Annotated in this window: 23 protein-coding genes and 2 pseudogenes; 8 read left to right on the top strand and 17 right to left on the bottom strand. The window is 53.2% G+C overall.

Annotated elements, in window-relative coordinates; all coding sequences use genetic code 11:
* Positions 1–5: 5 nt before the first annotated feature.
* Positions 6–1,133 carry an RNA-guided endonuclease InsQ/TnpB family protein gene (locus KRAC_RS13155; protein WP_007907689.1) on the bottom strand — a complete coding sequence of 376 codons (1,128 nt, stop codon included), beginning with the start codon at positions 1,131–1,133 and terminating at the stop codon, positions 6–8.
* Positions 1,134–1,188: 55 nt separating this feature from the next.
* Here KRAC_RS13155 and KRAC_RS78235 point away from each other — a divergent pair, with 55 nt between their 5' ends.
* The 4 genes from KRAC_RS78235 (at position 1,189) to groL (ending at position 3,954) form a co-directional block, all read left to right on the top strand.
* A complete protein-coding gene (locus tag KRAC_RS78235) occupies positions 1,189–1,404 on the top strand; it encodes a ribbon-helix-helix domain-containing protein (RefSeq protein ID WP_274532095.1) in 216 nt (71 codons plus the stop codon).
* Between the two features lie 245 nt (positions 1,405–1,649).
* Entirely contained in the window at positions 1,650–1,919 is a 270-nt protein-coding gene (locus KRAC_RS71180) for a hypothetical protein (protein ID WP_007907688.1), read from the top strand.
* A 29-nt stretch (positions 1,920–1,948) separates the two neighbouring features.
* The gene (gene groES, locus KRAC_RS13150) at positions 1,949–2,239 is read left to right on the top strand and encodes a co-chaperone GroES (RefSeq protein ID WP_007907687.1); all 291 of its coding nucleotides are present in this window, start codon (positions 1,949–1,951) and stop codon (positions 2,237–2,239) included.
* A gap of 89 nt (positions 2,240–2,328) precedes the next feature.
* The gene (gene groL / locus KRAC_RS13145; RefSeq protein ID WP_007907685.1) at positions 2,329–3,954 is read left to right on the top strand and encodes a chaperonin GroEL; all 1,626 of its coding nucleotides are present in this window, start codon (positions 2,329–2,331) and stop codon (positions 3,952–3,954) included.
* Positions 3,955–4,026: 72 nt separating this feature from the next.
* Here the strand turns inward: groL and KRAC_RS13140 are convergent, their stop codons facing one another.
* From KRAC_RS13140 to KRAC_RS13105, 8 genes and pseudogenes are all read right to left on the bottom strand, one after another.
* A complete protein-coding gene (locus KRAC_RS13140) occupies positions 4,027–4,968 on the bottom strand; it encodes a hypothetical protein (RefSeq protein WP_007907684.1) in 942 nt (313 codons plus the stop codon).
* A gap of 17 nt (positions 4,969–4,985) precedes the next feature.
* Complete coding sequence (locus tag KRAC_RS13135; RefSeq protein WP_007907683.1) at positions 4,986–5,243, bottom strand: hypothetical protein; 258 nt, start codon at positions 5,241–5,243, stop codon at positions 4,986–4,988.
* Between the two features lie 190 nt (positions 5,244–5,433).
* Positions 5,434–6,174 (bottom strand): glycosyltransferase family 2 protein, encoded by a 741-nt coding sequence (locus KRAC_RS13130; RefSeq protein WP_007907682.1) that lies wholly within the window; start codon positions 6,172–6,174, stop codon positions 5,434–5,436.
* Positions 6,175–6,295: 121 nt separating this feature from the next.
* On the bottom strand, positions 6,296–6,547 hold the full coding sequence (locus KRAC_RS71175) for a hypothetical protein (protein WP_157506424.1): 252 nt from the start codon (positions 6,545–6,547) through the stop codon (positions 6,296–6,298).
* A gap of 1,161 nt (positions 6,548–7,708) precedes the next feature.
* Positions 7,709–8,656, bottom strand: a pseudogene (locus KRAC_RS13120) (RNA-guided endonuclease InsQ/TnpB family protein); the annotation flags it as partial.
* Between the two features lie 11 nt (positions 8,657–8,667).
* A complete protein-coding gene (locus tag KRAC_RS13115; RefSeq protein WP_007907679.1) occupies positions 8,668–9,456 on the bottom strand; it encodes an IS5 family transposase in 789 nt (262 codons plus the stop codon).
* Positions 9,457–9,501: 45 nt separating this feature from the next.
* Positions 9,502–9,825, bottom strand: a pseudogene (locus KRAC_RS13110) (RNA-guided endonuclease InsQ/TnpB family protein); the annotation flags it as partial.
* Between the two features lie 148 nt (positions 9,826–9,973).
* Positions 9,974–11,344, bottom strand: a complete 1,371-nt coding sequence (locus tag KRAC_RS13105; RefSeq protein ID WP_007907678.1) for a baseplate J/gp47 family protein — start codon at positions 11,342–11,344, stop codon at positions 9,974–9,976.
* A 42-nt stretch (positions 11,345–11,386) separates the two neighbouring features.
* Between KRAC_RS13105 and KRAC_RS71170 the strand changes: the two genes are divergently transcribed.
* Complete coding sequence (locus KRAC_RS71170) at positions 11,387–11,560, top strand: hypothetical protein (RefSeq protein WP_157506422.1); 174 nt, start codon at positions 11,387–11,389, stop codon at positions 11,558–11,560.
* Between the two features lie 274 nt (positions 11,561–11,834).
* Here the strand turns inward: KRAC_RS71170 and KRAC_RS61425 are convergent, their stop codons facing one another.
* From KRAC_RS61425 to KRAC_RS13090, 3 genes are all read right to left on the bottom strand, one after another.
* Positions 11,835–12,572 (bottom strand): hypothetical protein, encoded by a 738-nt coding sequence (locus KRAC_RS61425; RefSeq protein ID WP_007907676.1) that lies wholly within the window; start codon positions 12,570–12,572, stop codon positions 11,835–11,837.
* Entirely contained in the window at positions 12,572–12,991 is a 420-nt protein-coding gene (locus KRAC_RS13095) for a hypothetical protein (protein WP_007907674.1), read from the bottom strand. The genes KRAC_RS61425 and KRAC_RS13095 overlap by 1 nt, the downstream gene beginning before the upstream one ends.
* Positions 12,992–13,056: 65 nt before the next feature.
* Positions 13,057–13,551 carry a hypothetical protein gene (locus KRAC_RS13090; protein WP_244422043.1) on the bottom strand — a complete coding sequence of 165 codons (495 nt, stop codon included), beginning with the start codon at positions 13,549–13,551 and terminating at the stop codon, positions 13,057–13,059.
* Positions 13,552–13,956: 405 nt separating this feature from the next.
* Here KRAC_RS13090 and KRAC_RS13085 point away from each other — a divergent pair, with 405 nt between their 5' ends.
* Entirely contained in the window at positions 13,957–14,847 is an 891-nt protein-coding gene (locus KRAC_RS13085) for a hypothetical protein (RefSeq protein ID WP_007907671.1), read from the top strand.
* Positions 14,848–15,400: 553 nt separating this feature from the next.
* On the opposite strand, the gene KRAC_RS73720 is transcribed toward KRAC_RS13085, so the two are convergent.
* The 4 genes from KRAC_RS73720 to KRAC_RS73710 form a co-directional block, all read right to left on the bottom strand.
* Complete coding sequence (locus tag KRAC_RS73720) at positions 15,401–16,186, bottom strand: integrase core domain-containing protein (protein WP_052568193.1); 786 nt, start codon at positions 16,184–16,186, stop codon at positions 15,401–15,403.
* 72 nt (positions 16,187–16,258) lie between these two features.
* Entirely contained in the window at positions 16,259–16,738 is a 480-nt protein-coding gene (locus KRAC_RS73715; protein ID WP_040442475.1) for a helix-turn-helix domain-containing protein, read from the bottom strand.
* A 396-nt stretch (positions 16,739–17,134) separates the two neighbouring features.
* Positions 17,135–18,535 (bottom strand): DnaJ domain-containing protein, encoded by a 1,401-nt coding sequence (locus KRAC_RS78230; RefSeq protein ID WP_007907662.1) that lies wholly within the window; start codon positions 18,533–18,535, stop codon positions 17,135–17,137.
* Positions 18,536–18,645: 110 nt separating this feature from the next.
* Positions 18,646–18,789: a hypothetical protein gene (locus KRAC_RS73710; RefSeq protein ID WP_007907648.1), complete on the bottom strand. Its 144-nt coding sequence runs from the start codon at positions 18,787–18,789 to the stop codon at positions 18,646–18,648.
* Between the two features lie 294 nt (positions 18,790–19,083).
* Here KRAC_RS73710 and KRAC_RS13065 point away from each other — a divergent pair, with 294 nt between their 5' ends.
* Positions 19,084–21,243 (top strand): thioredoxin domain-containing protein, encoded by a 2,160-nt coding sequence (locus tag KRAC_RS13065; RefSeq protein ID WP_007907646.1) that lies wholly within the window; start codon positions 19,084–19,086, stop codon positions 21,241–21,243.
* On the opposite strand, the gene KRAC_RS13060 is transcribed toward KRAC_RS13065, so the two are convergent.
* Positions 21,240–21,962 (bottom strand): universal stress protein, encoded by a 723-nt coding sequence (locus KRAC_RS13060; RefSeq protein ID WP_007907645.1) that lies wholly within the window; start codon positions 21,960–21,962, stop codon positions 21,240–21,242. The two genes, KRAC_RS13065 and KRAC_RS13060, sit on opposite strands and share 4 nt — an antisense overlap.
* Positions 21,963–22,472: 510 nt before the next feature.
* Here KRAC_RS13060 and KRAC_RS13055 point away from each other — a divergent pair.
* Positions 22,473–23,177 (top strand): hypothetical protein, encoded by a 705-nt coding sequence (locus KRAC_RS13055; protein WP_157506420.1) that lies wholly within the window; start codon positions 22,473–22,475, stop codon positions 23,175–23,177.
* Positions 23,178–23,355 lie beyond the last annotated feature (178 nt).

Raw genomic sequence — 23,355 nt, 5'->3', positions numbered from 1 at the left:
GCGTTTCATGCACTCACAGGTGCATCAGTTCCCGTATGCCCTACGGTACTGAGAGCCTTCTGCAAAATGTTGAGCGCTGCGTTATGATCCCTGTCTAAGACCACACCACACCCCGTACACACATGCGTGCGCACACTCAATGTTTTCTTCACAAGTGTTCCACACGCACTACACTCTTGACTAGTATAGTGTGGGGAGACTGCTATGACAGGGATTGTATGCATTGCTGCATAATACTTGACCCAAAGCAGAAATTGCCCCCATCCAGCATCATGGATGCTCTTGGCAAGGTGCCTGTTCCTCACCATATTGCGAATCTGCAACTCTTCAAAGGCAATCAAATCGTGAGATGTGACGAGCGCGTTTGCCTGCTTTCTGGCAAAATCTTCGCGCTGCCTTTGGACTTTCAAATGGGCATACGCCACGGCTTGGCGGGCTTTTTTGCGGTTTTTACTCTTCTTTTGTTTGCGTGAGAGGCGACGTTGCAAGCGTTTGAGACGCTTTTCAGCCTGACGATAGTGGCGGGGATTCTCGACGGTGTTCCCTTCAGAATCGGTAGAGAAGGCTTTTAAGCCAACGTCAATTCCGACCTGTTTGCCAGTGGGAACATGTTCCACCCTTCGCTGTGCCTGGATACAAAACTGAGCATAGTACCCGTCTGCACCTCGGATGAGACGAACACGAGTGATAGCGGGTATGGGGCGAGTCGCAAGATCACGACTCCCGATCAAACGCAACCTCCCAATGCCACACCCATCGGTGAACGTGATATGTTTGCCATCGGGGTCCAACTTCCAACCTGTCCCCTTATACTCCACCGAGCGGTTATCATGCTGAAATTTGGGATAGCCTTTCTTGCCGGGCTTGTTCTGTTTGCAGTTGTCATAGAAGCGTACAATGGCAGACCACGCCCGATCCGCACTGGCTTGTCGAGCCTGAGAATTGAGCGAAAAGACGAAGGGGTGTTCTTTGGCAAGGACGGCGCAATGCATTTGCAAGTCATTCCTGGTGGCGTGGTCATCCATCCACAAGCGGAGGCACGTATTGCGAATGAACTGCACACTGCGAATAGCTTCATCAATGGCGGCGTATTGTGCCTTGGTGCCATCAATCTTATATTCGTAGATGAGCATTGCGCCCCTTGCTCCTTCCCTCTGTGTGATGCTATAATTATACATCAAAATTTTGATGTATGCAAGAGGTGAAAGAGTGAGACGTACAAACATTTACCTGAATGAAAAGCAACACCAAAAATTGCATGAGCAAGCTGAGAAAGAGGGTGTCCCTGCCGCAGAATTGGTACGACGTGCCGTGGATGCATTCCTGTTGTGGTATGATCCGTCCTACTGTCCAACTCCACCCAATCCACCCCAAACAAGGAAGAGCCATTCATCCCCCGGATAAATCACGGGGGCTTTCTAGCTCGTTTTCTGTAAGAACTGGCTTATTCGTATGTGCTAGTACGAAGAGTTAAGGGAGCAGTGGTGGAAATAGAACGTGTTTACCTGATTATGATCAGGTAGAAGCGGTTAAGCGCGAAAAATTTCTAACATTCCTCTAATATTTCTCCTATGCGCTTCTAACAATATATATGGCATACTCGCTTGCAGAGAATTAGTAAAGAGTAGTTATGCTGAAAGAAGAGGATCATGTCAGCAGCGCGCGAAGAGCCACAGGGAGAGATGAGCAGAAGAACGCCTCATAACCGGGTGGTAAGACGTTGTGCCAATTGTGATATTGAGATCCTCTGGTCCCCAGTTATCATGCACGGCGTGACATATTGTTGTCCCGGGTGTGCGGCGGGCGGGCCATGTAGCTGCGACTACTCACAGTATCCTTCGGTGAACATTGCCGGTGTCATCCACTATCAGAACGAGGGTGATGTTTCTGATGAGGATGGACCCGTGCAAGAGGCATAAACGTTCTGTTTGTTATAAGGAGTTGTAAAGTGGCTAAGATTCGACCTGTTGGTGATCGCGTGGTTGTAAAGCCAGCGGCAAAAGAGGAAGTAACCAGAAGCGGCATCGTTATTCCTGACACGGCCAAAGAGAAGCCCCAGGAAGGGACTGTCATCTCTGTCGGTAGTGGTCGCTTGCTTGATAATGGTGAGCGCGCGACCATCGATATCAAAGAGGGTGATCGTGTTCTGTTCGCCAAGTATGGCGGCACCGAGTTCAAGCTAGAAGGTGAAGAGTATCTCGTTCTTAAAGAGAGCGATATTCTCGCCATCATTGGTTAACGACAAGCCCCAGATTGGGAGAAATGTTGGTGCTTTAAGCACCCGATCTTACCCAGTTGCGAGATAGAAAAGGATACAGGATTAGACATATGGCAAAACAGGTAGTATTTAATGATGAGGCGCGTCGTGCCTTGAAGCGCGGTATTGATACCCTGGCCAGCGCTGTTAAGACGACCCTTGGTCCTAAGGGCCGTAACGTTGCCCTGGACAAGAAATTTGGCGCTCCTTCCGTCACGCATGATGGCGTGACCGTTGCCAAGGAGATCGAGCTGGAAGATCCCTGGGAGAATATGGGCGCGCAGCTGCTCAAAGAGGCCGCGACCAGAACCAATGATATCGCGGGTGATGGCACCACCACCGCCACCGTTCTGGCTCAGGCTATCGTTACCGAGGGCCTGAAGAACCTGGCCGCGGGTGCCAATCCTATGCAGCTCAAATACGGTATCGATAAAGGGACCGAGGCCATTGTCGCCTACCTGCGTCAGCTGGCGATTCCCGTTGAGGGCAAGAAGGAGATCGCTCAGATCGCTTCGATCTCGGCCGCCGATGAGCAGATTGGTGAGCTGATCGCCGACGTGATGGACAAGGTCGGTAAAGACGGCGTCATCACGGTTGAGGAGTCTCGCGGTATCAACTTCGAGACCGAGTATGTCGAAGGTATGCAGTTCGACAAAGGCTACATCTCTCCCTACTTTGTGACCAATACCGAGAAGATGGAGACCTCCCTTGAGAACCCCTATATCCTGATTACCGACAAGAAGATCAGCGCGGTTCAGGATATTCTCCCCGTGATCGAGAAGATTGTCCAGCAGGGTCGCCGCGAGATCGTCATTATCGCGGAAGATGTCGATGGTGAGGCTCTGCCTACCCTGGTCGTCAATAAATTGCGTGGTATCCTCAATATCCTAGCTGTCAAGGCCCCTGGCTTTGGTGATCGCCGTAAAGAGATGCTTCGCGATATCGCTACCCTGACCGGTGGACAGGTGATCAGCGAGGAGATGGGTCGTCGCCTGGATAGCGCAGATCTCTCTGACCTGGGTACAGCCCGCCTGGTGACCTCCAGTAAGGATGCTACCACCATCATTGAAGGTCATGGTGATGTCTCCGAGATTCAGGGCCGCATCCAACAGATCAAGGCCCAGATCGCAGAGACCACCAGCGACTATGACCGCGAGAAACTCCAGGAGCGCCTGGCCAAGCTCTCTGGTGGCGTTGCCGTCATTAAGGTCGGTGCTGGCACCGAGGTCGAGCTGAAGTATCGCCAGACCCGCGTGGAGGACGCGCTCTCCGCGACCCGCGCCGGTGTTGAAGAGGGTATCGTCCCTGGCGGTGGTGTGGCCCTGGTGAACGCTGTCGAGGCTCTGAACAACCTCAACCTTGAGGGCGATGCCGCGACCGGTGCCACCATCCTGCGCCGTGCGCTCGAAGAGCCCCTGCGCCAGCTAGCCATCAACGGCGGTAAAGATGGCTCCGTCGTGGTCGAGGGTGTGCGCCGTGCTCAAAAGGAGCACAACAGCAACCATATCGGCTACAACGTTCTGAGCGATACCTACGTCGATATGGTCGAGGCCGGTATCATCGATCCTGCTAAGGTGACGCGCTCCGCCCTACAGAACGCGACCAGCATTGCGGCGATGATCCTGACCACCGAGGCCCTGGTCACCGATATTCCTGAGAAGGAAAAAGCGGGCGCTCCCGCTATGCCTGAGTACTAGTCGTTCGTGTAGCGACAGACAGAAGCGCGGCAGTCCAGTAGTGGACTGCCGCGCTTTGCTTTGTGCTGTATCTCATGAGAGGAAATGCATTGAGTCGAGTATGTGCTGAAGGTATTTCGTCAACGCTTCTTGATAAATATCCTGGGGCGTATACATCTGGATATTGTAGTAGGTCTGCTTATAGCGCACGGTAAGTGAGTTTACATGGACGACGTTACCGCTGGTGAGTGTGACCAGTCCTTCTTTCTGCTGCCAGACCTGGTTGGCGATCTGCGGTTGAGCCGTGAGTGTCTGGGTGGGTTGAATCTGGGCCACGCTCTGGTTGCTGCCCAGGGCGCTCAGGACCTCTTGATTTAAGTCATCGGGGCCGCGAAGCGTTCTGGTGGTTTTCTCGCTGTAATGCACGACGGCAAACTGAACGCCCTGATCTTGTGACGAGAGCGTGACTGTGGTTCGGACATCGCTTTTATCGGGCGCGTTGGCCGTCCAGCCCGTGGGATATTGAAAGGAGAGGTTGAGGTCTGGATCACTCTCTAGCATATAGGCTGTTGCGGTAGGGAGCGGTGTGCGCTGGTCGGCTGTTAGCTGAGGCGCTGGCGTGGTCGTATGTGTATCTGAGGCGACGATGTCAAGCGCACGTGTCGTGTGGAGTGGCGTGGGTCGAGCATGCTCGATCCCCAGGCGTAGAAGGCCATAGGTGATGCCTGCTCCCACAAGTGGTGGGAGCAGCAGCAGTAGTCCCAGGAGGAGAACGCTGGGGAGCGCTCTCTCTGCACGGACATGCCTTCTTCTGCTTGGTGTGAGTGGTACCACGCGTGTCGCGGGTGTATTCACCAGTGTCAAGCTGGCGGGAATGGTTGTAGGCCACGCAGGGGTGCCCATGGGAAGATAGGAATAGGTCTGTGTGGATCGAGGGGAAGTGGATATGACTTCGGCATTCGCGCCGCAGACGCTACACTTCCCATTTCCACCCCTCGCCTCCGCCTGATCGGCTGCGCAATGCGTACATTTCATAGAGTTTTTCCCTTGGTTTATTCGCCTGGCGGAAGAAGCGTGCAATCGAAGCGTACGACGCCACTTCGCCTGTCGGTAACAACTTTTTGGACCTGGAGCTGAATTGGCTCGCCTATATTGACGCCCACATCATCGACATCAAGCACGCGACATTCAAAGCGGCGCTCTGGATTGGTCTCATCTGCCAGTACGCAGCGTACGTAACGATGCTCTTCACCTTGGATGGTGGTTTTTTGTCCTGTTTCTTTGACCACTAAGATGCCTGCACGAATCATAGTGTATGCTCCTTTGGACGGTCTTTGCCCAGAAAATAGCGTTCTATGTTGGATTATTGGCCGAGAGCACTGCGTTTGTCAACCTTTTGTGAGGGCATCGGAGAAACTATATATGTGAGTTTGCTGCCTGGATAAGAGCAAAGAGGCCTGTGGCGCACGTCCACAGGCCTCTTCTTTTTAGTCTTCATTTTTATTTTGCGGCTACTGTCTCTTCACGCGCAGCCACAACGGGAACCTGGAAGGGCTGGCCAAAGCGGCGGCGCAGCAGCATGGCCAGGGCTGGCCAACCATCTTTCCAGGGGGCAAGTTTTTTGTCCTGGCGCGGGTAGTAACTGATCGGTACTTCAAGGATGGTGTAGCCAGCCTGGAGGAGGCAGGAGGTAATTTCGGGCTCGATTTCGAAGCGGCGACCTTCCATCGGCAGTGCTTTGGCAACCTCGCATGGAAGCATTTTGTAGCAGGTCTCCATATCGTGAATGCGACTGCCAAAAAGGATGTTGGTCATTGTGGTCAGGAAGCGATTTCCCCAGCGCGTGGTAAACTTCTGTTCCGCGAGGTTGCGATAACCGTAGACCGCGATGTGGTTTAAGCCCTGGGTCTTTCCCTCTTCCCATTTACGGACGAGTGCTGGCAGATCCTGAGGATCGTATTCCATATCTGCGTCCTGGATGGTGACCATATCACCAGTAACCAGGGCAAAGCCCGTGCGTAGACCGACGCCTTTCCCTTGATTATGCTCATGGCGCACATAGCGGTAGGTATTGAATGGGGCTTGTTGGCGCATCTCTTGAAGGATCTCCCAGGTGCGGTCGGTTGACGCGTCGTCTACCACCACAACCTCCATGTCGAGATCTACTTCAGACAGCTTGGTGAGCATGGTCAATACAGTTTTCTCTTCGTTATAAACTGGTACAATCACCGAAAGACGCATAAGATAATGCCTCGTTTCTCCTCTTAATGACGGGTAAATATATTTAGAATAACCTTCCTATAAAAACGGATGACTCAAGGGATAGCAACGCTATGACTAAAAGGGCTATTGATTCCATACGTCAATGACCTCCGGTCTCAGACTGGAGGGTTGTTGTTACCTCTGGACTCCACCGCACCTCAGCGTACCTTCGCAGGCGCGCTGCTTTGGCTTCACGGCCCGAGGCATCAGGGATGATTGGTAGGGTAGACCGCCAGCGAGGTGCCTTATCCGTTGCACTCACAACGACATAAGACCCTTTTCCAACGGTCCCCCACAGAACCGTGCTTGCACGCTTTCCATGCACACGGCTCGCCAAGAGTACCTTTTTCAAGTTTCCAGTCTCTCTGGGATCTTGTGACTCATCCGAGTCAACCCCTTTCGAGTGGAATGTACTCTCTGGAGTCCTTCCTCGTGTCTCACCCATTACGGTGAGCGTTTGGGGTAGGGTAAGAGGCCGGGTCCTGATGATTCAGGAGCACCAACCCCTCCCCTCCGAACGCAGCATGCACCTTTCGATGCACTACGCTCTCCAGAGGCCAGTGTCTTTTCAACACGACTCCCACAGCGGTCTTTTGACACATCCATGTCAACCGCCACTTTTGAGTCTGGTCTCCTGCGACCCTTTGTCAGATAAAATCCGACTCGTATGGTCGCTCCGTCACCTTGCGCTTTACAGCGTTTAGGCGATCCCTCAGTTCCTCCAAATGTCTCAGTCTGTACGTAGGTGCCCATTTCGTCACTTCCTGCTCCTTGCAGGCTGGCTCCAACGAGAGCTTGCAGGGGAAGTAGTACCGTTCCCCTGCACGTTGAACACAGGCGATAGTCCCTTCTCCTGTGGGCTGGCGTTTTTCCGCCATGACTTGGATTCAGCCAATCAAGACTTCACCTTATACAGCTTCGCTTGACTTCCCTCTGGCTCCTGGGACTGGAGCTTCACCAGCATTTTACACGACATGCTACTTTCCCTTCAGTCCTTTCGGTTGAAGGTATCTCCGTCCACTTACGTGGGCGAATAAGTCGCTGTGTTACTCACCTTGCTCTAGTGAGCTTACCCCGACGGGTAAGAGAGACATTTGTGGCACAAAGGCGCACTACTATGACTCCTCCGTCGCCCTGCGTCTCGCGACGTGTAGGCGATCCCCAGGTTACACAGCGAACTCGGTTCGTACGTAGGTTCCCGCTCGTCGTTTCCTCTTCCCTAGAGGCTGGTTTCGATGGAAGCTCCGCAGGAGTACTTGTCATCCTCTGCGGCATCGAACAGCAGGCATCGACGCTAATTGGGCCTGCGGATGGGGGTAGCATCACCACGACTTGGGTTTAGACAATCCAGTCTTCGCCATATACGACCTAACTGACCAACCTATGGTTTGTAGCGTTCAAACGTCATTGGCCTTTTTGGCACCATGCTGTTGTCCCCTCTGTCCTTTCGGGAGAAGGTAAGGTGCTGTTTTAGCCACTTCGCTTCAGTGGCACCGTCCTCTGACGGCAAAGTTCACTGCGCCTCTCTGGGCGCACACAAGCATCCCGTCCTGATCCAGTCGTGCCGGACCAGGAGCGTTCTCATGGTGATATTCCTCGCGCCAACCAGATCGGTGTGCAGGCAGTAATGACACTGCTGGCACACAAACAGCAACCCTTTGTGTGGGCGGTTCTTCTCGGACGTATGCCCACACATCGGACACGCCTTTGAGGTGTAATCGGCATCCACTTTGATGGCGAGCGACCCGACAAGCGCAGCCTTGTAGCTGATGAGCGTATGCAACTGGGCAAAGGACCACTGCGAGTAGACCCGATTGGCTTTGCGAGCCTTGGGAGAAACTGGCTCGTAGCCCTTGCCGTTCTTCTTGCGCTTGCGCTTCCTGCGCCTGGTTCGCTCTCGGATATCCGTCAATTGTTCTAGCCCAAGAAGGGTGTGTGGGTGCTGCTCAACGATCTGTTTGGCGAGGGTGTGATTGGCTTGCAATTTCAACCGTCTCTCTCGTTGCTCGATACGTCTGAGGCGACGTTTCGCGCCACGAGTGCCTTTTTGCTGCAAGCGTTTGCGTAAGCGTGCGTAATGGTTGGCTTGGTGTCGAACTCGTTTGCCTGGATAAAAGCTCGCTTTGCCTGTGGAGGTGCAAGTCACGGCCAGGTAACGAATGCCCACATCCACACCGACGACCTCTTGAAGGTGTTCGGCTCTTGGCTCAGGGACGTCAATGGAGAGGGAGACAAGCAAGTACAACCGTTTCTTGGAGGCATCGTACCACAATTTCGCATCCCCGACGGTAGCTCCCTGCCGAATGAGCGTGATGTGGTTGCCATACCCCTGGTAGGCAACGCTGATCCGTCCATTGAGCGTGCCGATGCTGACCTGCTGGTTTCGCTGAAAGGTGTAGTCGCGCTCATAGGTGTATTGCACCGTCGGAGATGTGTAGTGTGGTGGCTGATCTAAGAACTTGTTTGTAAAGGTCATTTTCTTGCCAAGCGTCGGATCATCAAGCGAGTCATAGCAATGTAGATCATAGCTTCGCTGCTTTCTGTCAGCGTTTCATAGTCCTTACTCAAGCGACGACATTGGGTGATCCAGGCAAAGGTTCGTTCGACCACCCACCGCCTGGGCAGGACAACAAAGCCTTTCTGATCATCGCTACGTAGCACGGGCTGGAGAAGAAAGTGAAAATGCAGCATCACCCATTCGAGCAGATGACCGCGATAGCCACCATCGACCCAGATGCGCCGGAGCTTTTTGCAAGCCCCACCCAGGCGCTTGAGCAGAAGTTTGGCTCCTGCCGCGTCGGACATTGAGGCTGCCGTGACCACAACGGCCATGAGCAAGCCTAACGTATCAACCAGGATATGGCGCTTGCGACCCTTGACGTGTTTGCCTGCGTCATAGCCACGGATACCAGGCCCCTGTGTCGTTTTCACGCTTTGACTGTCCAGGGCACCTGCGGTTGGATGCTTGTGACGGCCAACTCGTCGACGAACCTGAGCACGCAGTGTCTCATGAATTCGGAGCCACGTCCCATCGCGACGAAACGCGCGAAAGTACACATACGCGCTTTGCCAGGCGGGATACTCTTTGGGCAGCATACGCCATTGGCATCCTGTCACGACCACGTAGAGGATCGCGTTGATGACGGCTCGCATGGGTAGGGTTCTGGGTCTTCCTCCCGGCTTGGCCGCTGGGATCAACTCTTTGATACAATACCATTGGGCATCCGTCAGATCTGTGGGATAGATTTGGTTTGCTTTCATATCCCAAGTGTATCTCACCTGACTGGTTGCCCCTTTTCAAACAGGCTCTAAGCCTTTAAAGCGCTTTTTGGTGAGCTTTGCGCGGCGATGCTCGGCATTTTTCTTGAGTTTGGTCCACAGGCCCTTGTAGGTGGTGGCAACCTGCCGCTCAACACTACAGGCGAGTTGGGAAGGGAGACGATACCGAGCACGTAACTCAGCATACATGCCCTTGTGCAGCCTGCTCACGCTGCTGGTTTTGCCCTGCTCGAAGGCATAGCGACTCACCGCATTAAGGGCATCGCGATACGCCAGTTGCGTGTGGCGCAGTGCCTCAAACTGCTCTGGGGTTAGTATGAGCTTGAGTTTTGCGGTGATAATCTGGTGCATGCTGGCTCGCTTTCAAGAGGGGTGGGAACGCCACCCGCCCAATCTCCTGCTTTCCCAATGACGTGTTTTGTGCAGAGAGTCCTGGTATTTGTCACGCTTTTGCGGAGAGCTGATTTTTTTGCTGATAAGCATCTCTTCTCCTCCCAGGTCAGTAGGTAATGAACAACAAGCGGATATGGTTCATGTCTGGAAGGGTCGCATCATTGGAGAAGGACACCGATTGTACTCCTGGTCGGGCTAATAACAGGCTCTTGGCCTGGGCTTGGCTCTTGCCTGCAATGCTAGCTCTGATGCGCTCCTGCTCGGCCTGGGAGAACTGATACACCCATGTCCCTGTCCCTGTTACCTGGATGATTGTTGTTTCCTGTGCCGTGGTCGTGATGTGAACCTCTCCGCTCGGCGTGTAGTCTGCTCCTAGTTGTTGCTTTGCCTGGGTTGTAAGGGCCTGAGTAAGCAGATGTTGTAAGGCTTGCGTCTGGTAGACGATGCCTGTACATGTCTCGTCAAGGGTGGCTTGTACGCTTGTTGCCTCCTCTCCTGGCTGATGGTTGGCACTCTTTTTTTGCTGGCAGTGTAACGGCGTTGTAAGCGTTTCAGTGCTTTGGACCTGAGCCTGTAATGCGGCGGTAGTGCTCAGGTCAAGGCTAGCTTTCAGTCTTGCGCCTGCGCTGTCGATGTCATGCTGCGTCACCGTCTGATAGTCGCGTGCCTCTTGTCCTCCGCTAAAGGCTCCATTGATAGCAGAGATATTGACGCGACAACAGGGGCCATAGATCGCGCCTGCCTTGAGATTGCCTGCTGGTCCTGCCTGGGTTGCGTGGGCGATTACGTTTGCTTGTCCTAATATTGGATAACTGACCGCATTCACGCTCACATCCTGGTCAGTGACCACTTGTACCCCGTTGGCTGCGGTCACAAGGGTTCCAGCGGGGATCGTCTGCGCATAGGTTGCACCATTATAGAAGGTGATGTAGCCGTGTGCGCTCTGGGCGTCCTGGTGCGCTTTTCCGGTGGTGGCGATGGTGCGCGCCTGGCTCATGGTCACGGAGGGAAGTACCCGCCCTGGTACCTGGCGATGCGTTTTGTCGGCGCTCCCAATGGTCACGACCAGGCGTTTTTCGACTACGCGTGTGACTGGAACAAGCGTGACTGTGGTGGTCGGCGTCCAGAGAGGTAACACGTAGAGCAGACACCCCACAACAAGCGCACACGCGCATACGATGAAGCTGAGAAACACAAGGGGGCGCGTGTGCGCTCTGACCCATTGTAACGGCCTTCTCTCGCCTCTCTCTGGCTCCTGGTCAACGGGTGGGAGACTTTCAACCGTATTGGCTGACTCCTCTACCTCTGGTTCCTCCTCGGGGTAAATGTGGATCTCAACATTCCATTGTTGGCGCTCGTGGTCGTACTCCTGATTGGCTTGTATGTGTAGGATGTCGTCTGTTGTGTGCGTCTGCTGGTGTTGCTGATCAAGCTCGCGGAGAATCTGCTCCAGGTCGTTGTGCATGTTGTCTTGCATAGGGTTCCCTCCAATAAGCAGGAAGGGGAAGAGCATACGGTGATGATGATACTCTCCCCTGAGACATTAGGCGTTTGGGATGCCATCCCACGGCGCTCGACAGGTATCGAGGGGACCGGCGCTAAAGGTGATGTAGAACAAGACCCCTTTGTTGAGCTGGTCGAGCTGGTCAAAGAAGCGTCTGGAACGGTTCCACGCCAACGGATGACGATATAATCATCGCCTGACGTGGTGACTTTCCCATAAGAGACTAACACCGCTTGTATAGGGCGCTCTGTCTGGAAAGCGGTTTGAAAGTTGAGGGCAAGAGTGGCTGTTATGTTCTCGGCACACGAGAGAACGACATATTCATCTTCCCCGCTAAAGGTGACACCCAGAAGTTCGTTGACGCGCTCGGTCAACATGCGCATGGTGCGGCGTGATCCCCTGGGGTCGCTCTCCTGGGGGCGCTGTGGCTGCTTAGCCTGGATGGGACACGCTGGCGAGAGAATCACGCTTTCACCTCCTTCATAGGTGTCGAGCTAAACACATCGTTCTCGTTCTTGTAGGCGATGCTTTGATCTCCAACTCTGACAATCATGTCAGGCTTGCCATCATGGTCAATGTCCTGAAACACAAGCTGCACAGGGTTCAAGTCCGGTTCGCCTCCTGTCAAAGCTATGCCTGTCTTGTAGGAGTGGGCATGGCCTGGGTCGCCTGCTGCCAGTTCAATGACGGTAATCTGTCCATGCAGGTTCAAAGCGAGAAAGTGCGATGGGGCCGCGCTGCTGTCGTGGTTGTGGCCGACAACGGCGTCAATCTGGTAGGTGCGGGGGCGTCCATACTGCATGTCGTCTTGCCACGTCTGCCACGCGTGTTGTCCTATGTTAATTCCAAGCCATCCCCCAACCATGAACACGCCTATGAGTCCCGCATAGGCAGGCCAGCGGGGAAACTGAAACCGTCGAGGGATGCCAACAGGCAAGAGGGGCGGCTGCTGGTGCTGCCTCTGCTGTCTGGGTTGGTTGTGAACATGGATGCTGACCCGGCACGTTGCCTGTGGGTCTGTCCTTGCTGGCTGATAGGTGCCTTGGCGTACGACGCTGGTATGGGTGCGTGCCTCATACAAAGCGTCTTCGTCGATCTGGCCCTGAGTATCGATGTCCTCTCTCGGCGCTCTGGTGACGCGCTTTGTACGCGTGGGCGGCTGCTCGGTTTCCATGCTTGGACGATAGCGAGAAGGGGGCATTAGCGTTCCTCCCTTTCGTGGCGTATGGGCTTTGGGGCCTGGGCTTGCTCCTCTCGTTTGCGCATGGCGTACTGATAGAACTCCTCGTTCCAGCCACACACATAGCCGTAGCGCCAAATTGCCGGGTGCCACGTGTCGTACATGGCCCATTGCAGGGTGTTCTCGACATCCTGGGCAACAATCTCGCGCTTTTCAAAAGACAGGGCGAGAAACTCGCACCGTCCCGATTGCACGCCGTTGTAAAAGGTCGGATCGGCACAAATGAGGATGTTATCAATGCCTGCGGGTTTCGTCTCGTCTGTCAGTCTGGGAGTGTCTTCTGGGTGAATGCCAAACGAGGTGCCGACGCGCTGACGTGAGGCGTCTGGCTGCTGCTCACCAGAGAGGTGAGACGTCGTGCCCATGGTATTGTGCTTCATGCCGTTTTCTCCTGTGTCTCCCTCCTGCTGCTGCTGGGAAGCAAGAAGAGGAAGCCAACTCTCAGCTAGAGATGCTTTCCTAGGATGAAGTTGATGGCTTCGTCGGGAGTCATCAGCCCGTCTTTGACATGCTGGACAGCTTCAATAATGCCGTCTCTGTCTTGATGACATGGGCACGAGGAGTGATAACAATACGGATTGTCGATGCTATGAAGAGGGGTATCAGTTGGGAGAACAAGAAGAAAGTTGTCTCCATAAGGTGCAGGCACCTCAGAGCGCCTGCCTCGTGAAACAGTGGAGGGTTGTTCAGGGGATGCTCCTTCAAGCAAGCCCTTCACCCATCCGATGACCCAGCCATTACTCTCGCTGGCCGAATCGGGAAAGGCAAGCAGGCGATGAACCATGTATTCATACAGGTCATGATCGTTCAGCGGGGCTGGCTCCTGCCGATACGCCTGGTAGCCTGCCTGCACACCGTGAAAGAAAGCGATATTCGAAACCGTGACTGGTGCATCCATCGGGTGGCCTGAGCGTAACTCCATTGAGGCTCGTTGTGACATATGCATCATCACTTTCTTGACTGCGGAGCCTCGATGCGCTATGCTGAGCACAGAGAACTCCTGAACGGTGGACAAAAGGTTTTTGTGTGTTCTCACTCACTGGCTCTCGTTGGCAGACGAGGGTCAGTTTTTTCTTGTCTGTGATCACCTGCTGCTACTATGCTATAAAGAAACATGGCTAATCGACTGGAATCGTTCTTTTCTATGTCAAGTGCTTCATTTCAAGTATACAAAATTTGGTTTTGAAAATCAATATTATTCAAAACCAAATTTTGTATTTTGTCACAAAAGCCAATATTCATAAGATAGGACAAATTTGCGTTGCAAGGGAGAGAAGAATTGTAAAAATGGTAAGGAATGATGTAAACTACACTAAATACGTATAAAAGGGAGCCGTGATATCACATGCCGCGCCTACAACCGCCTTCAGGGTATCTAAGCTTAAAAGATGCTGTAAAATTCTTGAGTGATCACGGTCTACATGTAAGTGAAGCAATGATTTATAAATACGTGAAACAGGGAAGATTAGAACGGGAAGGGCCAGAATCTCGCAAACAAAAATACTACAGCATTGATGCGCTCAAGAAAATCCTCCGTGAGGAGACCGGACGCACAGGGGGTATCGAAGTGCAGTTCTCGCAGGCAAGTATCGAGGATCTAGAGAAGATCACTCAACTCTCAGCTAAACTTTTTCGGACGGCAACACTACGGCCTATCCCTACAGAGACACGCAAATCGTGGTACGAAAAAGAAAACCGAGGCCACTATGTTGTCAAAAGACTCAATGGAGATATCGTTGCTTATTTGCATATTGTCGCTCTCACAGACGAGCGTATAGAAGCGTACATGCGTGACGAGATTCGAGGAAGAGACATTACAGGTGAGGATGTACAAAGACTAGAACCGGGTAAGCCCGTAGGATGTGTGGTAGTAAGTATTGGAAGCGACCCAGGCATAAAGGACCAAGCACTACGTCATAGATATACAAGTGTCCTTCTTCACGGCGCTAGCAAGGAAATCGAGCAAATAGGGAAGCAGGGGATTATTATCCCGCGTCTCTATGCCTATACTGAATCTAAGAGCGGCATACTCATGAGTGTAAGAATGAAAATGAAACAGTATGCCGAGCCTGTCAAGAATCGGTATACCTACTGGCTTGATGTACTTCAATCATCGATTCAACTTGTACGAAACTACCAACGCTCTCTTGGAGAGTGGTTTGTCAGACACCCAGAACATGCACAAGCTCTTGCTGAATGGCTACACCATAGCCATCCAGGAGATCCACTTATGTAGACTATGATACCCAACGCCTCCTTCGGTTACCTGAAGAGTGCTTTCTTTTTGTTAAAAAAGTTTTTAATATTGAAAACCAAATTATGAAGACGCTTATGTGCTTGACATGCAAGAAGAGGCTGTTTCTAAAGCCATCAAACAGTTTCAAGCATGTTTGAAAGCAACAGAGCAGCAAAGAAAGAAGAATTAGTCTATATAGCGGAATACTGGCATCACCCACACGAAGTAAATATGCCCTATCTTAATCACATAATTGATAATATAGGGCATATTATGCTACTAGGCCCTTGAGTATTAACGGACCGGAATACAACGCTAAGTGTATTGTTTTCCGACTTTGACTCTTGCAAGAGTACTTGAGATTGCAAAAAACAAGCATTCAAGCAGAAATCAAACAAGTAAGCAGAAGAGCATGAGCGAGAAAAATAAGAAAAGGGTCAACTAGGGAGGGAACAAAGCAGACGATCAAGCCATGGAAAGCAAATGAGCAAGCAGAAAAGCAGACAGCAGCATCCTCAACACATCCACTCCCACAAGCAATCAAGTACAATGACTACCGGGCCTGGAGATGTCGCCGTCGCAGGTTGATCAAGCGTTGTCGTTCCTCTGAACGGGCGCGCTCTTGCATCAAGGCAATGTAGTCATCCAGCAACATCCGTTGGCCTTGCAGCCCTTTGATGGGAAGCTGCTTGATCATGCTCTCATGCTGCAGGACCTCAAAGCAGCGTTCAGCAGCATTGACACTCAAGGTGATCAACTGCCCAGCCAATGCTTGCTTGATGTAATAGTCAGCCCCATCAACGCTCACGCGGCCGTCTGACTTGACGCGTCGCGCATAGGCTCGCCCGTGAACCGCTTGCAACCAGGCATCCGGGTCAACCAGAACTGGAAGTGCGGGTAAGGTGGGCAGAACAGGATGCGCCTGGCTGGGAGGACGATTGCCACAACTGCGCCCCTGATGAGGACGCTGCGTGTTGTAGAAGTGCTCAAAGGCCTCGGTGACATTGCGAACCTCTTCAAGCGTCCCAGGACGATGCACGAACAGACATTCTTCCTTGTAGGTTCGATGATATCGTTCCACATAGCAGTTGAGTTCCGGGTGGCGAGGAGGCAAGACGTTGGGCTCTATCCCGACACACAAGAGGAATTGGCACAGGGCTGAGGGGAAATCACGCGCCGTTGCACTGCCCACCCAACGGGGATCGCGGTCAAAGGTCAAGATGCTGGGACACCCATAGCGACGCAAGAAGGAGATAACCGCCAGGAACGCCGTTTCTGCGTGGAAGTCTTCATGGACCTGTGCGTCAAGCAAGATGGAGGTGCCTGCGTCGACCCGCATTGCAAGCTTCGATCACATGCTGTCGCGCGGGCATCAGGATCATGCAGATCGGCAGGAACGGTGGAAACATCTTTAAAGTCGAGTTGCACTTCTTCCCGCGTGAGCTCTTGGCAGACGCGGAGAGCGCTGACGGGGAGGATTGCGCTCAATAGCTCCCGCAGCATCCAGGATACGCCAGATGGTGCGTGTCGAACGAGGCAAGCGGACCGCTTTTGCCTGCAAGGCTTCATCTCGTTGCAGATAATACAGGATGGCCAATGGCCCAGGTGTGCGCTGGAACGGCTCCGGGGGAGACTGGCGGATCGAAAGCACCCGCTCTTTGACCTCGGTGTCAATGCGAGGCTGGTGATGATGAGGAGCACGAGAGCGGGAAAAGAAGATGGAAGCATCAAGCGTTCCCTGGGCTTGGGCCTCTCGAAACCGCTGTCGCCAGGTACACACCATGCTCACAGAGCAGCCGACCGCATCAGCATACTGTTGGAGGGTCCACTCAGGATGCTGCTGTAGCAGGTGGAAGAGGTGAGCACGCTTTCCAACATATTCGACTTCCATAGCATTGCCTTTCTCAGAAGTGGAGAGCAGAGGAAACGATCACCTATCCTGGAGTATACATGACGAACAGGAAGGGAATCGAGCAAACGAGCGGGCTCTCTTTTGCTAATTGCTTGCTTTATTGAAGCAAACAAGTAAGCGAAATTACACTGTTTGTTTGCTTTTAGCAAGCGAGCAGTCAATACATTCACAGATTACTTGCTTTCACGATCTTAAGTACTCTCACAAGAGTCAAAGTCGGAAAACAATACACTTAGCGTTGTATTCTGGTCCGTTAATACTCAAGGGCCTACTACGCCCATGTGCAAAAAGCCCCTGCGGCACATTATCCTATTTTTGTTCGCGATAGATTGCAAGAACGCTTTCATACTTGGAAAGGCGGCGCTTCCTCCCTGGTTAAAACGTAGGGGTATCCGCACCGTTCCATACATGAAGAGTACCATCAGTTAATGCCACCAGCAAGTAGCGTTCGGTATAGTCGAGGGCGCTGATTTGCCAGGGATGATACAACTTTTGTATGAGTTGTCCCGTCGCGATGGACCAGATATCAACGACACCCTCATTGATCTCGCTGTCCTCGCGCGCGACGGCGACAAACTGGCAATCGGGAGAGAAGGCCACGCGGGCGCTACTGCCCATGGCTCCTGTTCCTAGCTCGCTATAGGTCCCACTCACGGTATCACAGATTCGTAATTGCTTCCCTTGATAGGTAAAGGCAACGAGACGAGCATCCAGGCTGGCGGCATAGGGTGGTGTGCATTCTTCGCACTGCCCAAGTTCCAACGAGTTGAGAATCTGGGGCCGCATACCTTTGAAGCGTGTCTGTGTAGTAAGGTCCCAGCGACGTGCTATTACGACTTGCTGGGGATTGCCTGTGACCCGGGCGCAGGAGAGGGTGAGCAGGTGGCGTGCGTCATGGGAGAGGGCACGCAGGCGGATGGCCCAGAAACTGCGATGCTCGATATTCTCCTCCAGGCAGACCACTGGCGGACGCGGGGTCTCATCGCCCATAAGATGGCTCTCGATGTCGCTACCACGAACGCCCCAGGAGCGGGGGGCCTTGATATCGCTGGGAAGGAAGGGAAGGGCTGTATGCACCAGGCGTTTCCCATCCAGTTCGACCCGTAGGGTTGTGTCTACAGAGTAGGGTGCGGAGACGGCGCGCTGTTGCAAGGAAGAACTCCAGATGCGTTGCCCACTTAAGGTATCCCAGACATGCAGGGAGAGGCGTCCCCACCCCGCTAACAGCGATCCGGCCTCCGAAAACCTGAGTTCGCGCAGCGACTCGATTGTCAATGCTGGATCAGCCTCAAACTGGATAATCTGTGGCTGAAGCGCCTGCTGCACGACCTGCCAGATACTTCCTTTGCCATCGAAGGAGCCACCTGCGATGAGTAAGCCGTGTGTGGTTTGTCTCCCCTTTACAGCTGAGACCACGCCCATAGAGCTGTGAATCGAGAGTTCTGCATGAAAGGGTCCCCTGGTGCTAAAGATATTGAGTCCACCAAACTCTGGTTCGATGGGGTGTTCAAAGCGTTGGGGGCGCGAGCGTGGATGTGCCGCGCCATTACGCAAATCAATGACGCCCCCAATGACGATATCATAGCTGTGACGTTGCTCCTCATCACTCAGGACGGCATAGGCACGGTTAATGCGCTTCATCTGATGCGCCGCCTCTGGCCCGGCCAGGTCGGGATGATAGCGGCGAGCAAGCTGACGGTATGCACGTTTGATGGTCTCATTGTCGGCGTTGAGTGGTACGCCGAGCGTGGCGTAATAGTTCTCAGGTGTATCCATGCACTATCTCTAATACTATCTACCAATTTATCAAATCGAAACGATACGTGTGCGCTGTCGGTATTTGCCAATCCCTTTGATCGTGCACAACTGGCGGATAATCGCATCGATCAGGGCCTCAAAAACATTGGGATCAGGCTGGAGCGTGCAGGGGCCACAACCCATTGAATAGTTTGAGCCAGGACAAGATCGACGCGGGTAAGATATGCTGTTGCCTCAAGAACGAGATCGCTAAATGGTTTTTGTGTGGTCATAGCAGCCTGTTATATCTCATGAACCTCGATATTCCTACCTGCTCATTGTACGACAGAAAATCAGTTCTGACCACATCCCCCCTCTTCGCGTCTGTGGCGCTCAGGGGTAATGGGTGTCTGGCAGCGGGCTGGCTTCGCCAGCCCGCTGCCAGACACCCATTACCCTAAGGCGAGCTCGCGAGCTGAGATAAGGGCGAATGTCGTACAATGAACGGGATGAGGAGAGGCACAAAGAGAGCACAGCCGTAAAAAGTAGGATGAACATTGTTTAGCAGCAGAAGAGAGGTAGCGCAGATGAGCGAAACACCGCGCTCGCCGCAGGGCGAGCAGCAACATAGAGAGCCGCAGCATACGAATCGCCTGGCCCATGAGACCAGTCCGTATCTCTTGCAGCACGCGCACAATCCTGTGGATTGGTATCCCTGGGGGGAAGAGGCCTTACAAAAGGCGCGCCAGGAGGACAAGCCAATTCTCTTAAGTGTGGGGTATTCAGCCTGCCACTGGTGTCACGTCATGGAGCGTGAGTCCTTTGAGAATCCCGCGATTGCAGCATTGATGAATCAGCATTTTGTCTCGATCAAGGTCGACCGAGAAGAGCGTCCAGATATCGATAACATCTATATGCAGGCGGTCCAGGCTATGACACAGCAAGGCGGCTGGCCGATGACCGTCTTCCTGACTCCCGATGGGCGCCCATTCTATGGTGGGACCTACTTCCCACCAGATGACCGCCATCATGGACAATATGTGATGCCTGGCTTTCGGCGGGTTCTGCTCAGCCTGGCGCAGCTCTATGCCCAGGAGCGTGAGAAGATTGAGGAGCAGGCCGATGAACTGGCGCAATTCTTACGCCAGCGCGAGGGCATGCCCCTACGCCGCCGGGAGAATGCCACGCAGGGCTTACCTCAGCTCGACCTGCTAGTGGTGGCCAGCCAGGCCCTGGCCAACGATTTTGATGCCCAGCATGGTGGCTTTGGTGGCGCCCCCAAGTTCCCACACTCGATGGCCTTAGAGTTTCTCTTGCGTGTGTACCTGCATCGCAGCAAGCAGGAACTGAGCCTGGGCCAGCTGCCCGGAAATCTGACCGAGTTGGGAATGGTCGAGAGCTCGCTGGAGCACATGGCAAAGGGCGGCATGTACGATCAACTGGGGGGTGGTTTCCATCGCTACTCGGTCGACGCAGAGTGGCTGGTACCTCATTTTGAGAAGATGCTCTATGATAATGCCCTCCTGAGCTGTGCCTACCTGGCGGCCTACCTGGTCACGGGCAAGCCCTTCTATCGCCGTATTGTTGAAGAGACGCTGGACTATGTCGCGCGCGAGATGGTCTCGCCAGAAGGTGGCTTCTATTCCACCCAGGATGCCGATAGCGAAGGCGTGGAAGGGAAGTTCTTCCTCTGGCAGCCCGCTGAAGTCGAGGCGCTATTGAACGCCCCAGATGCCGCGATCTTCATGCGTTACTACGACATCAGCGCTCGTGGCAATTTTGAGGGCAAAAATATTCTCCATATCAACGTCGAGGTAGAGCAACTGGCCAAAGAGCTGACATTGAGCGTGCCTGAGGTGGAGCAGATCGTGAAGTCTGGACGTGAGCAGCTCTTCAAGGCACGTGAGCTACGGGTGAAACCGGGTCGCGATGAGAAGATTCTGACCTCGTGGAATGGGTTGATGCTGCGTAGCTTTGCTGAGGCGGCACGCCACCTGGGACGCGGTGACTACTTGGAGATTGCGATCAATAATGCCAATTTCCTGCTGCGCTCACTACGCCAGGATGGGCGCTTGCTACGCACCTATAAAGATGGGCGTGCGCGCTTGAAAGGCTATCTCGAAGACTACGCCTTCCTGGCTGATGGCCTGCTCGCGCTCTACCAGGCCTGTTTTGATCCGCGCTGGTTTGCCGAGGCGCGGACGTTGATGGACCAGGCTATTGCGCTCTTTGCCGATGAGCAGAATGGAGGCTTCTTTGACACGGGGAGCGATCATGAAGAACTGGTGACGCGCCCCAAGGACATTATGGATAATGCCACTCCCTCCGGGAATAGCGTCGCCGCCGATGTCCTCCTGCGCCTGGCGGCGCTCAGTGGCGAGGACGCCTATCGTGAGCGCGCTGAAGCCTATCTCCAGTCACTTGCGGACGTCATGGTACAGCACCCGCAATTCTTTGGCCAGGCCCTGGGGGCGCTCGATTTCTCGCTCACTATGGCCCGCGAAATCGCCTTATTGGGGAGTCCTGAGGCGGCGGATACGCAGGCGCTACTGAATGTAGTGAACACGCGTTACCTGCCTAATAGCGTTCTGGCCTGTGCACGCCCCGATGACAAGGAGGCCATACGCGCCGTTCCATTATTGGCCGAACGCACGATGCAAGAGGGGAAGGCCACGGCCTATGTCTGCCAGAATTTCGCCTGCCAGGCTCCCGTCACCACGGCTGAGGCTCTCAGACAACTTCTCTAATCATTTACATAGCGTAGCTCGCCTTTGATCTCATGGCGACAAAGAAGTCCACCAGTGGCGAGATCTTCCAGGGCGCGGGAGGCCGCTTTGACCTCCTGGCGCCCGATTTTACTTTTTCCTGGGGGCGCAAAGCGCCTGGCGGCCTGCTCGGGAGTGAAGACGCTCAGGGAAGAGGGATGTTCGTCCAGGTAGCCTTTGATGGCCTCCATATACCAGGAGGATAGGTCACTGGCTTTGGCAGGTGGAGGCAGAACCGCGATATACACGGGACAGGAGGCCAATTGTAAGATGCGCTGTGAAGTGCTCCCTAGCAGGAAGCGGCGGATTTTATGTTTGAGCGTATCTTCATGGCGCCCAACGACGATAAAACTGGCGTGTAGCTCGCGGGCCGCTCGCGTAATTTCATCGGCTGGCAGTCCTTCACGGACCACTCCCTCCGTACGTTCCATGCTAATGCCCTGTTGAGCTAGTAAGAGACGTGCTTTATAGAGGATGGCCTGGGCATGTTCGCGTTGAATAGTAGTCGCTGTCCCTGGAAAGACCTGCCCCACATACATACCTGGTTGTGCTGGAACGACCTGGGTAAGTGGGATCACATGGAGAAGGAGAAGGCGGACAGTAGGAGCCGACTGCTCTAAGAACGCACTGATCGAAGTGAGCGCGTGCAGAGTTGTAGGAGAGAGATCAGTATCAATGGCAAGTACAATACTTGAACTCATTTTGTTTCGCACAAGCCTCCACTAAAGGATGTGAAGTATCTGACTCTCTTTTGGTTAGCTAAACCATTGTAAGAAGCACGCTTTATGAGTACTCTTATAAGTACAGTATACCTGTTTTCCAGTGTTGTGACAAGAAAAATAAAGAAAGCGATTAGATGCTCTTACCAGGACGCCAACGTGATCTAAGATGGGAGACAAGTCGAAGCTTCTTGACTTTTGCATAGTAATTCTCTAATCTAAGGATATTCTTTTTGTAACTGTCCCGCCGTAAAAATGGTTATAATAAAATGTAATCTTTTTGGTTAATAAAAAAATTATGACTTTAATATTGAGATAAAAACAGGTTAAATATTTAATGGTAGTTTTGCCATAGAGGCAGGAAGTCGCAGTGTGGGAGATGCCTCAGGTTCGTGTGACAATCGAAGCTCATAAAGCAGAGGCATAAGACGAAAACAGTGATATGCAGGTTACAGTAACTTCAGCCCACGCTGAAGAGGAAGTTAGGAAAGCGTGATGGGGATTAAGATGGAGAAACCACCTGGAGAAATGACCCTGGCGGAGCTTGTAACATGTTGTAACCAGGAGATGGCCCGCTACCGGCGTAAGGAGCCAAGCAACGATCAATACAGTTTAGAAATTCTGCGGCGGGCCGTGGTAAATCGAGATGAGCAGGCCTGGCTGGTCTTGCAGCGCCTATTTAGCGATAATATTCGCCTCTGGATGGGACGGCATCCCAATCGTGAAGCCGCGCTGCGGCACGAAAGCGAGCAGAGTTATATTGATGATACCTTTCGGCGTTTCTGGCAGGCGGTCAGCGATCAGAAGCTGCGCTTTTCGACCCTGGGTGGTGCGTTAAGCTATTTGCACCTGTGCCTCAACTGTGCCATTATGGATACGTTGCGGGCCTTTTCGCGCTCTCATATCGAGCCTCTACCAGATTATGGTCAGGGAGGGCATGAGGAGCCATTTGTAGAAGATCGTTATCATGAAAATGAACTCTGGGATATTATCAAAACCATCCTGCCTGGCGAAAAAGAGCAGCGTATCGCCTATTTACACTTTCATTGTAACTTAAAGCCGCGTGAGATTATCCATTATTGTCCTGGTGAGTTTAGCGGTGAAGACGAAATTTATCGCCTGAAGCGCAATATCATGGAGCGTATTCTGCGCAACTCAGACAAAATTCGCTGGCGCATGAGTTATAACGAGCAGTAATTGGTGTGGTGAAGGCGCCCCAGGCAAGCTATAGGGGTAACGAGTGTGATGTGTGTTGGCAACCTCCAGCTACCAACACACATCACACTCATTAATCCAGGCGCGAGGCGTCCCGCAAAAAGCAGGTATCCATTTTGTATAAGCAACCATCACAAAGTATCATCATCTCTTGCATATC

Origin of the sequence: Ktedonobacter racemifer DSM 44963 (genome assembly GCF_000178855.1) — a bacterium.
Lineage (GTDB): Bacteria > Chloroflexota > Ktedonobacteria > Ktedonobacterales > Ktedonobacteraceae > Ktedonobacter > Ktedonobacter racemifer.
The sequence above is the reverse complement of the archived record's forward strand: the minus strand, read 5'-3'. Positions and strand labels throughout refer to the sequence as shown.

Coding starts and splice junctions, on each gene's coding strand:
- KRAC_RS13155 (WP_007907689.1), bottom strand. CDS start 1,133: ATGCTCATCTACGAATATAAGATTGATGGCACCAAGGCACAATACGCC.
- KRAC_RS78235 (WP_274532095.1), top strand. CDS start 1,189: ATGTATGCAAGAGGTGAAAGAGTGAGACGTACAAACATTTACCTGAAT.
- KRAC_RS71180 (WP_007907688.1), top strand. CDS start 1,650: ATGTCAGCAGCGCGCGAAGAGCCACAGGGAGAGATGAGCAGAAGAACG.
- groL (WP_007907685.1), top strand. CDS start 2,329: ATGGCAAAACAGGTAGTATTTAATGATGAGGCGCGTCGTGCCTTGAAG.
- KRAC_RS13140 (WP_007907684.1), bottom strand. CDS start 4,968: ATGAAATGTACGCATTGCGCAGCCGATCAGGCGGAGGCGAGGGGTGGA.
- KRAC_RS13135 (WP_007907683.1), bottom strand. CDS start 5,243: ATGATTCGTGCAGGCATCTTAGTGGTCAAAGAAACAGGACAAAAAACC.
- KRAC_RS13130 (WP_007907682.1), bottom strand. CDS start 6,174: ATGCGTCTTTCGGTGATTGTACCAGTTTATAACGAAGAGAAAACTGTA.
- KRAC_RS13115 (WP_007907679.1), bottom strand. CDS start 9,456: ATGAAAGCAAACCAAATCTATCCCACAGATCTGACGGATGCCCAATGG.
- KRAC_RS13105 (WP_007907678.1), bottom strand. CDS start 11,344: ATGCAAGACAACATGCACAACGACCTGGAGCAGATTCTCCGCGAGCTT.
- KRAC_RS71170 (WP_157506422.1), top strand. CDS start 11,387: ATGATGATACTCTCCCCTGAGACATTAGGCGTTTGGGATGCCATCCCA.
- KRAC_RS61425 (WP_007907676.1), bottom strand. CDS start 12,572: ATGCCCCCTTCTCGCTATCGTCCAAGCATGGAAACCGAGCAGCCGCCC.
- KRAC_RS13095 (WP_007907674.1), bottom strand. CDS start 12,991: ATGAAGCACAATACCATGGGCACGACGTCTCACCTCTCTGGTGAGCAG.
- KRAC_RS13090 (WP_244422043.1), bottom strand. CDS start 13,551: ATGTCACAACGAGCCTCAATGGAGTTACGCTCAGGCCACCCGATGGAT.
- KRAC_RS13085 (WP_007907671.1), top strand. CDS start 13,957: ATGCCGCGCCTACAACCGCCTTCAGGGTATCTAAGCTTAAAAGATGCT.
- KRAC_RS73720 (WP_052568193.1), bottom strand. CDS start 16,186: ATGCGGGTCGACGCAGGCACCTCCATCTTGCTTGACGCACAGGTCCAT.
- KRAC_RS73715 (WP_040442475.1), bottom strand. CDS start 16,738: ATGGAAGTCGAATATGTTGGAAAGCGTGCTCACCTCTTCCACCTGCTA.
- KRAC_RS78230 (WP_007907662.1), bottom strand. CDS start 18,535: ATGGATACACCTGAGAACTATTACGCCACGCTCGGCGTACCACTCAAC.
- KRAC_RS73710 (WP_007907648.1), bottom strand. CDS start 18,789: ATGACCACACAAAAACCATTTAGCGATCTCGTTCTTGAGGCAACAGCA.
- KRAC_RS13065 (WP_007907646.1), top strand. CDS start 19,084: ATGAGCGAAACACCGCGCTCGCCGCAGGGCGAGCAGCAACATAGAGAG.
- KRAC_RS13060 (WP_007907645.1), bottom strand. CDS start 21,962: ATGAGTTCAAGTATTGTACTTGCCATTGATACTGATCTCTCTCCTACA.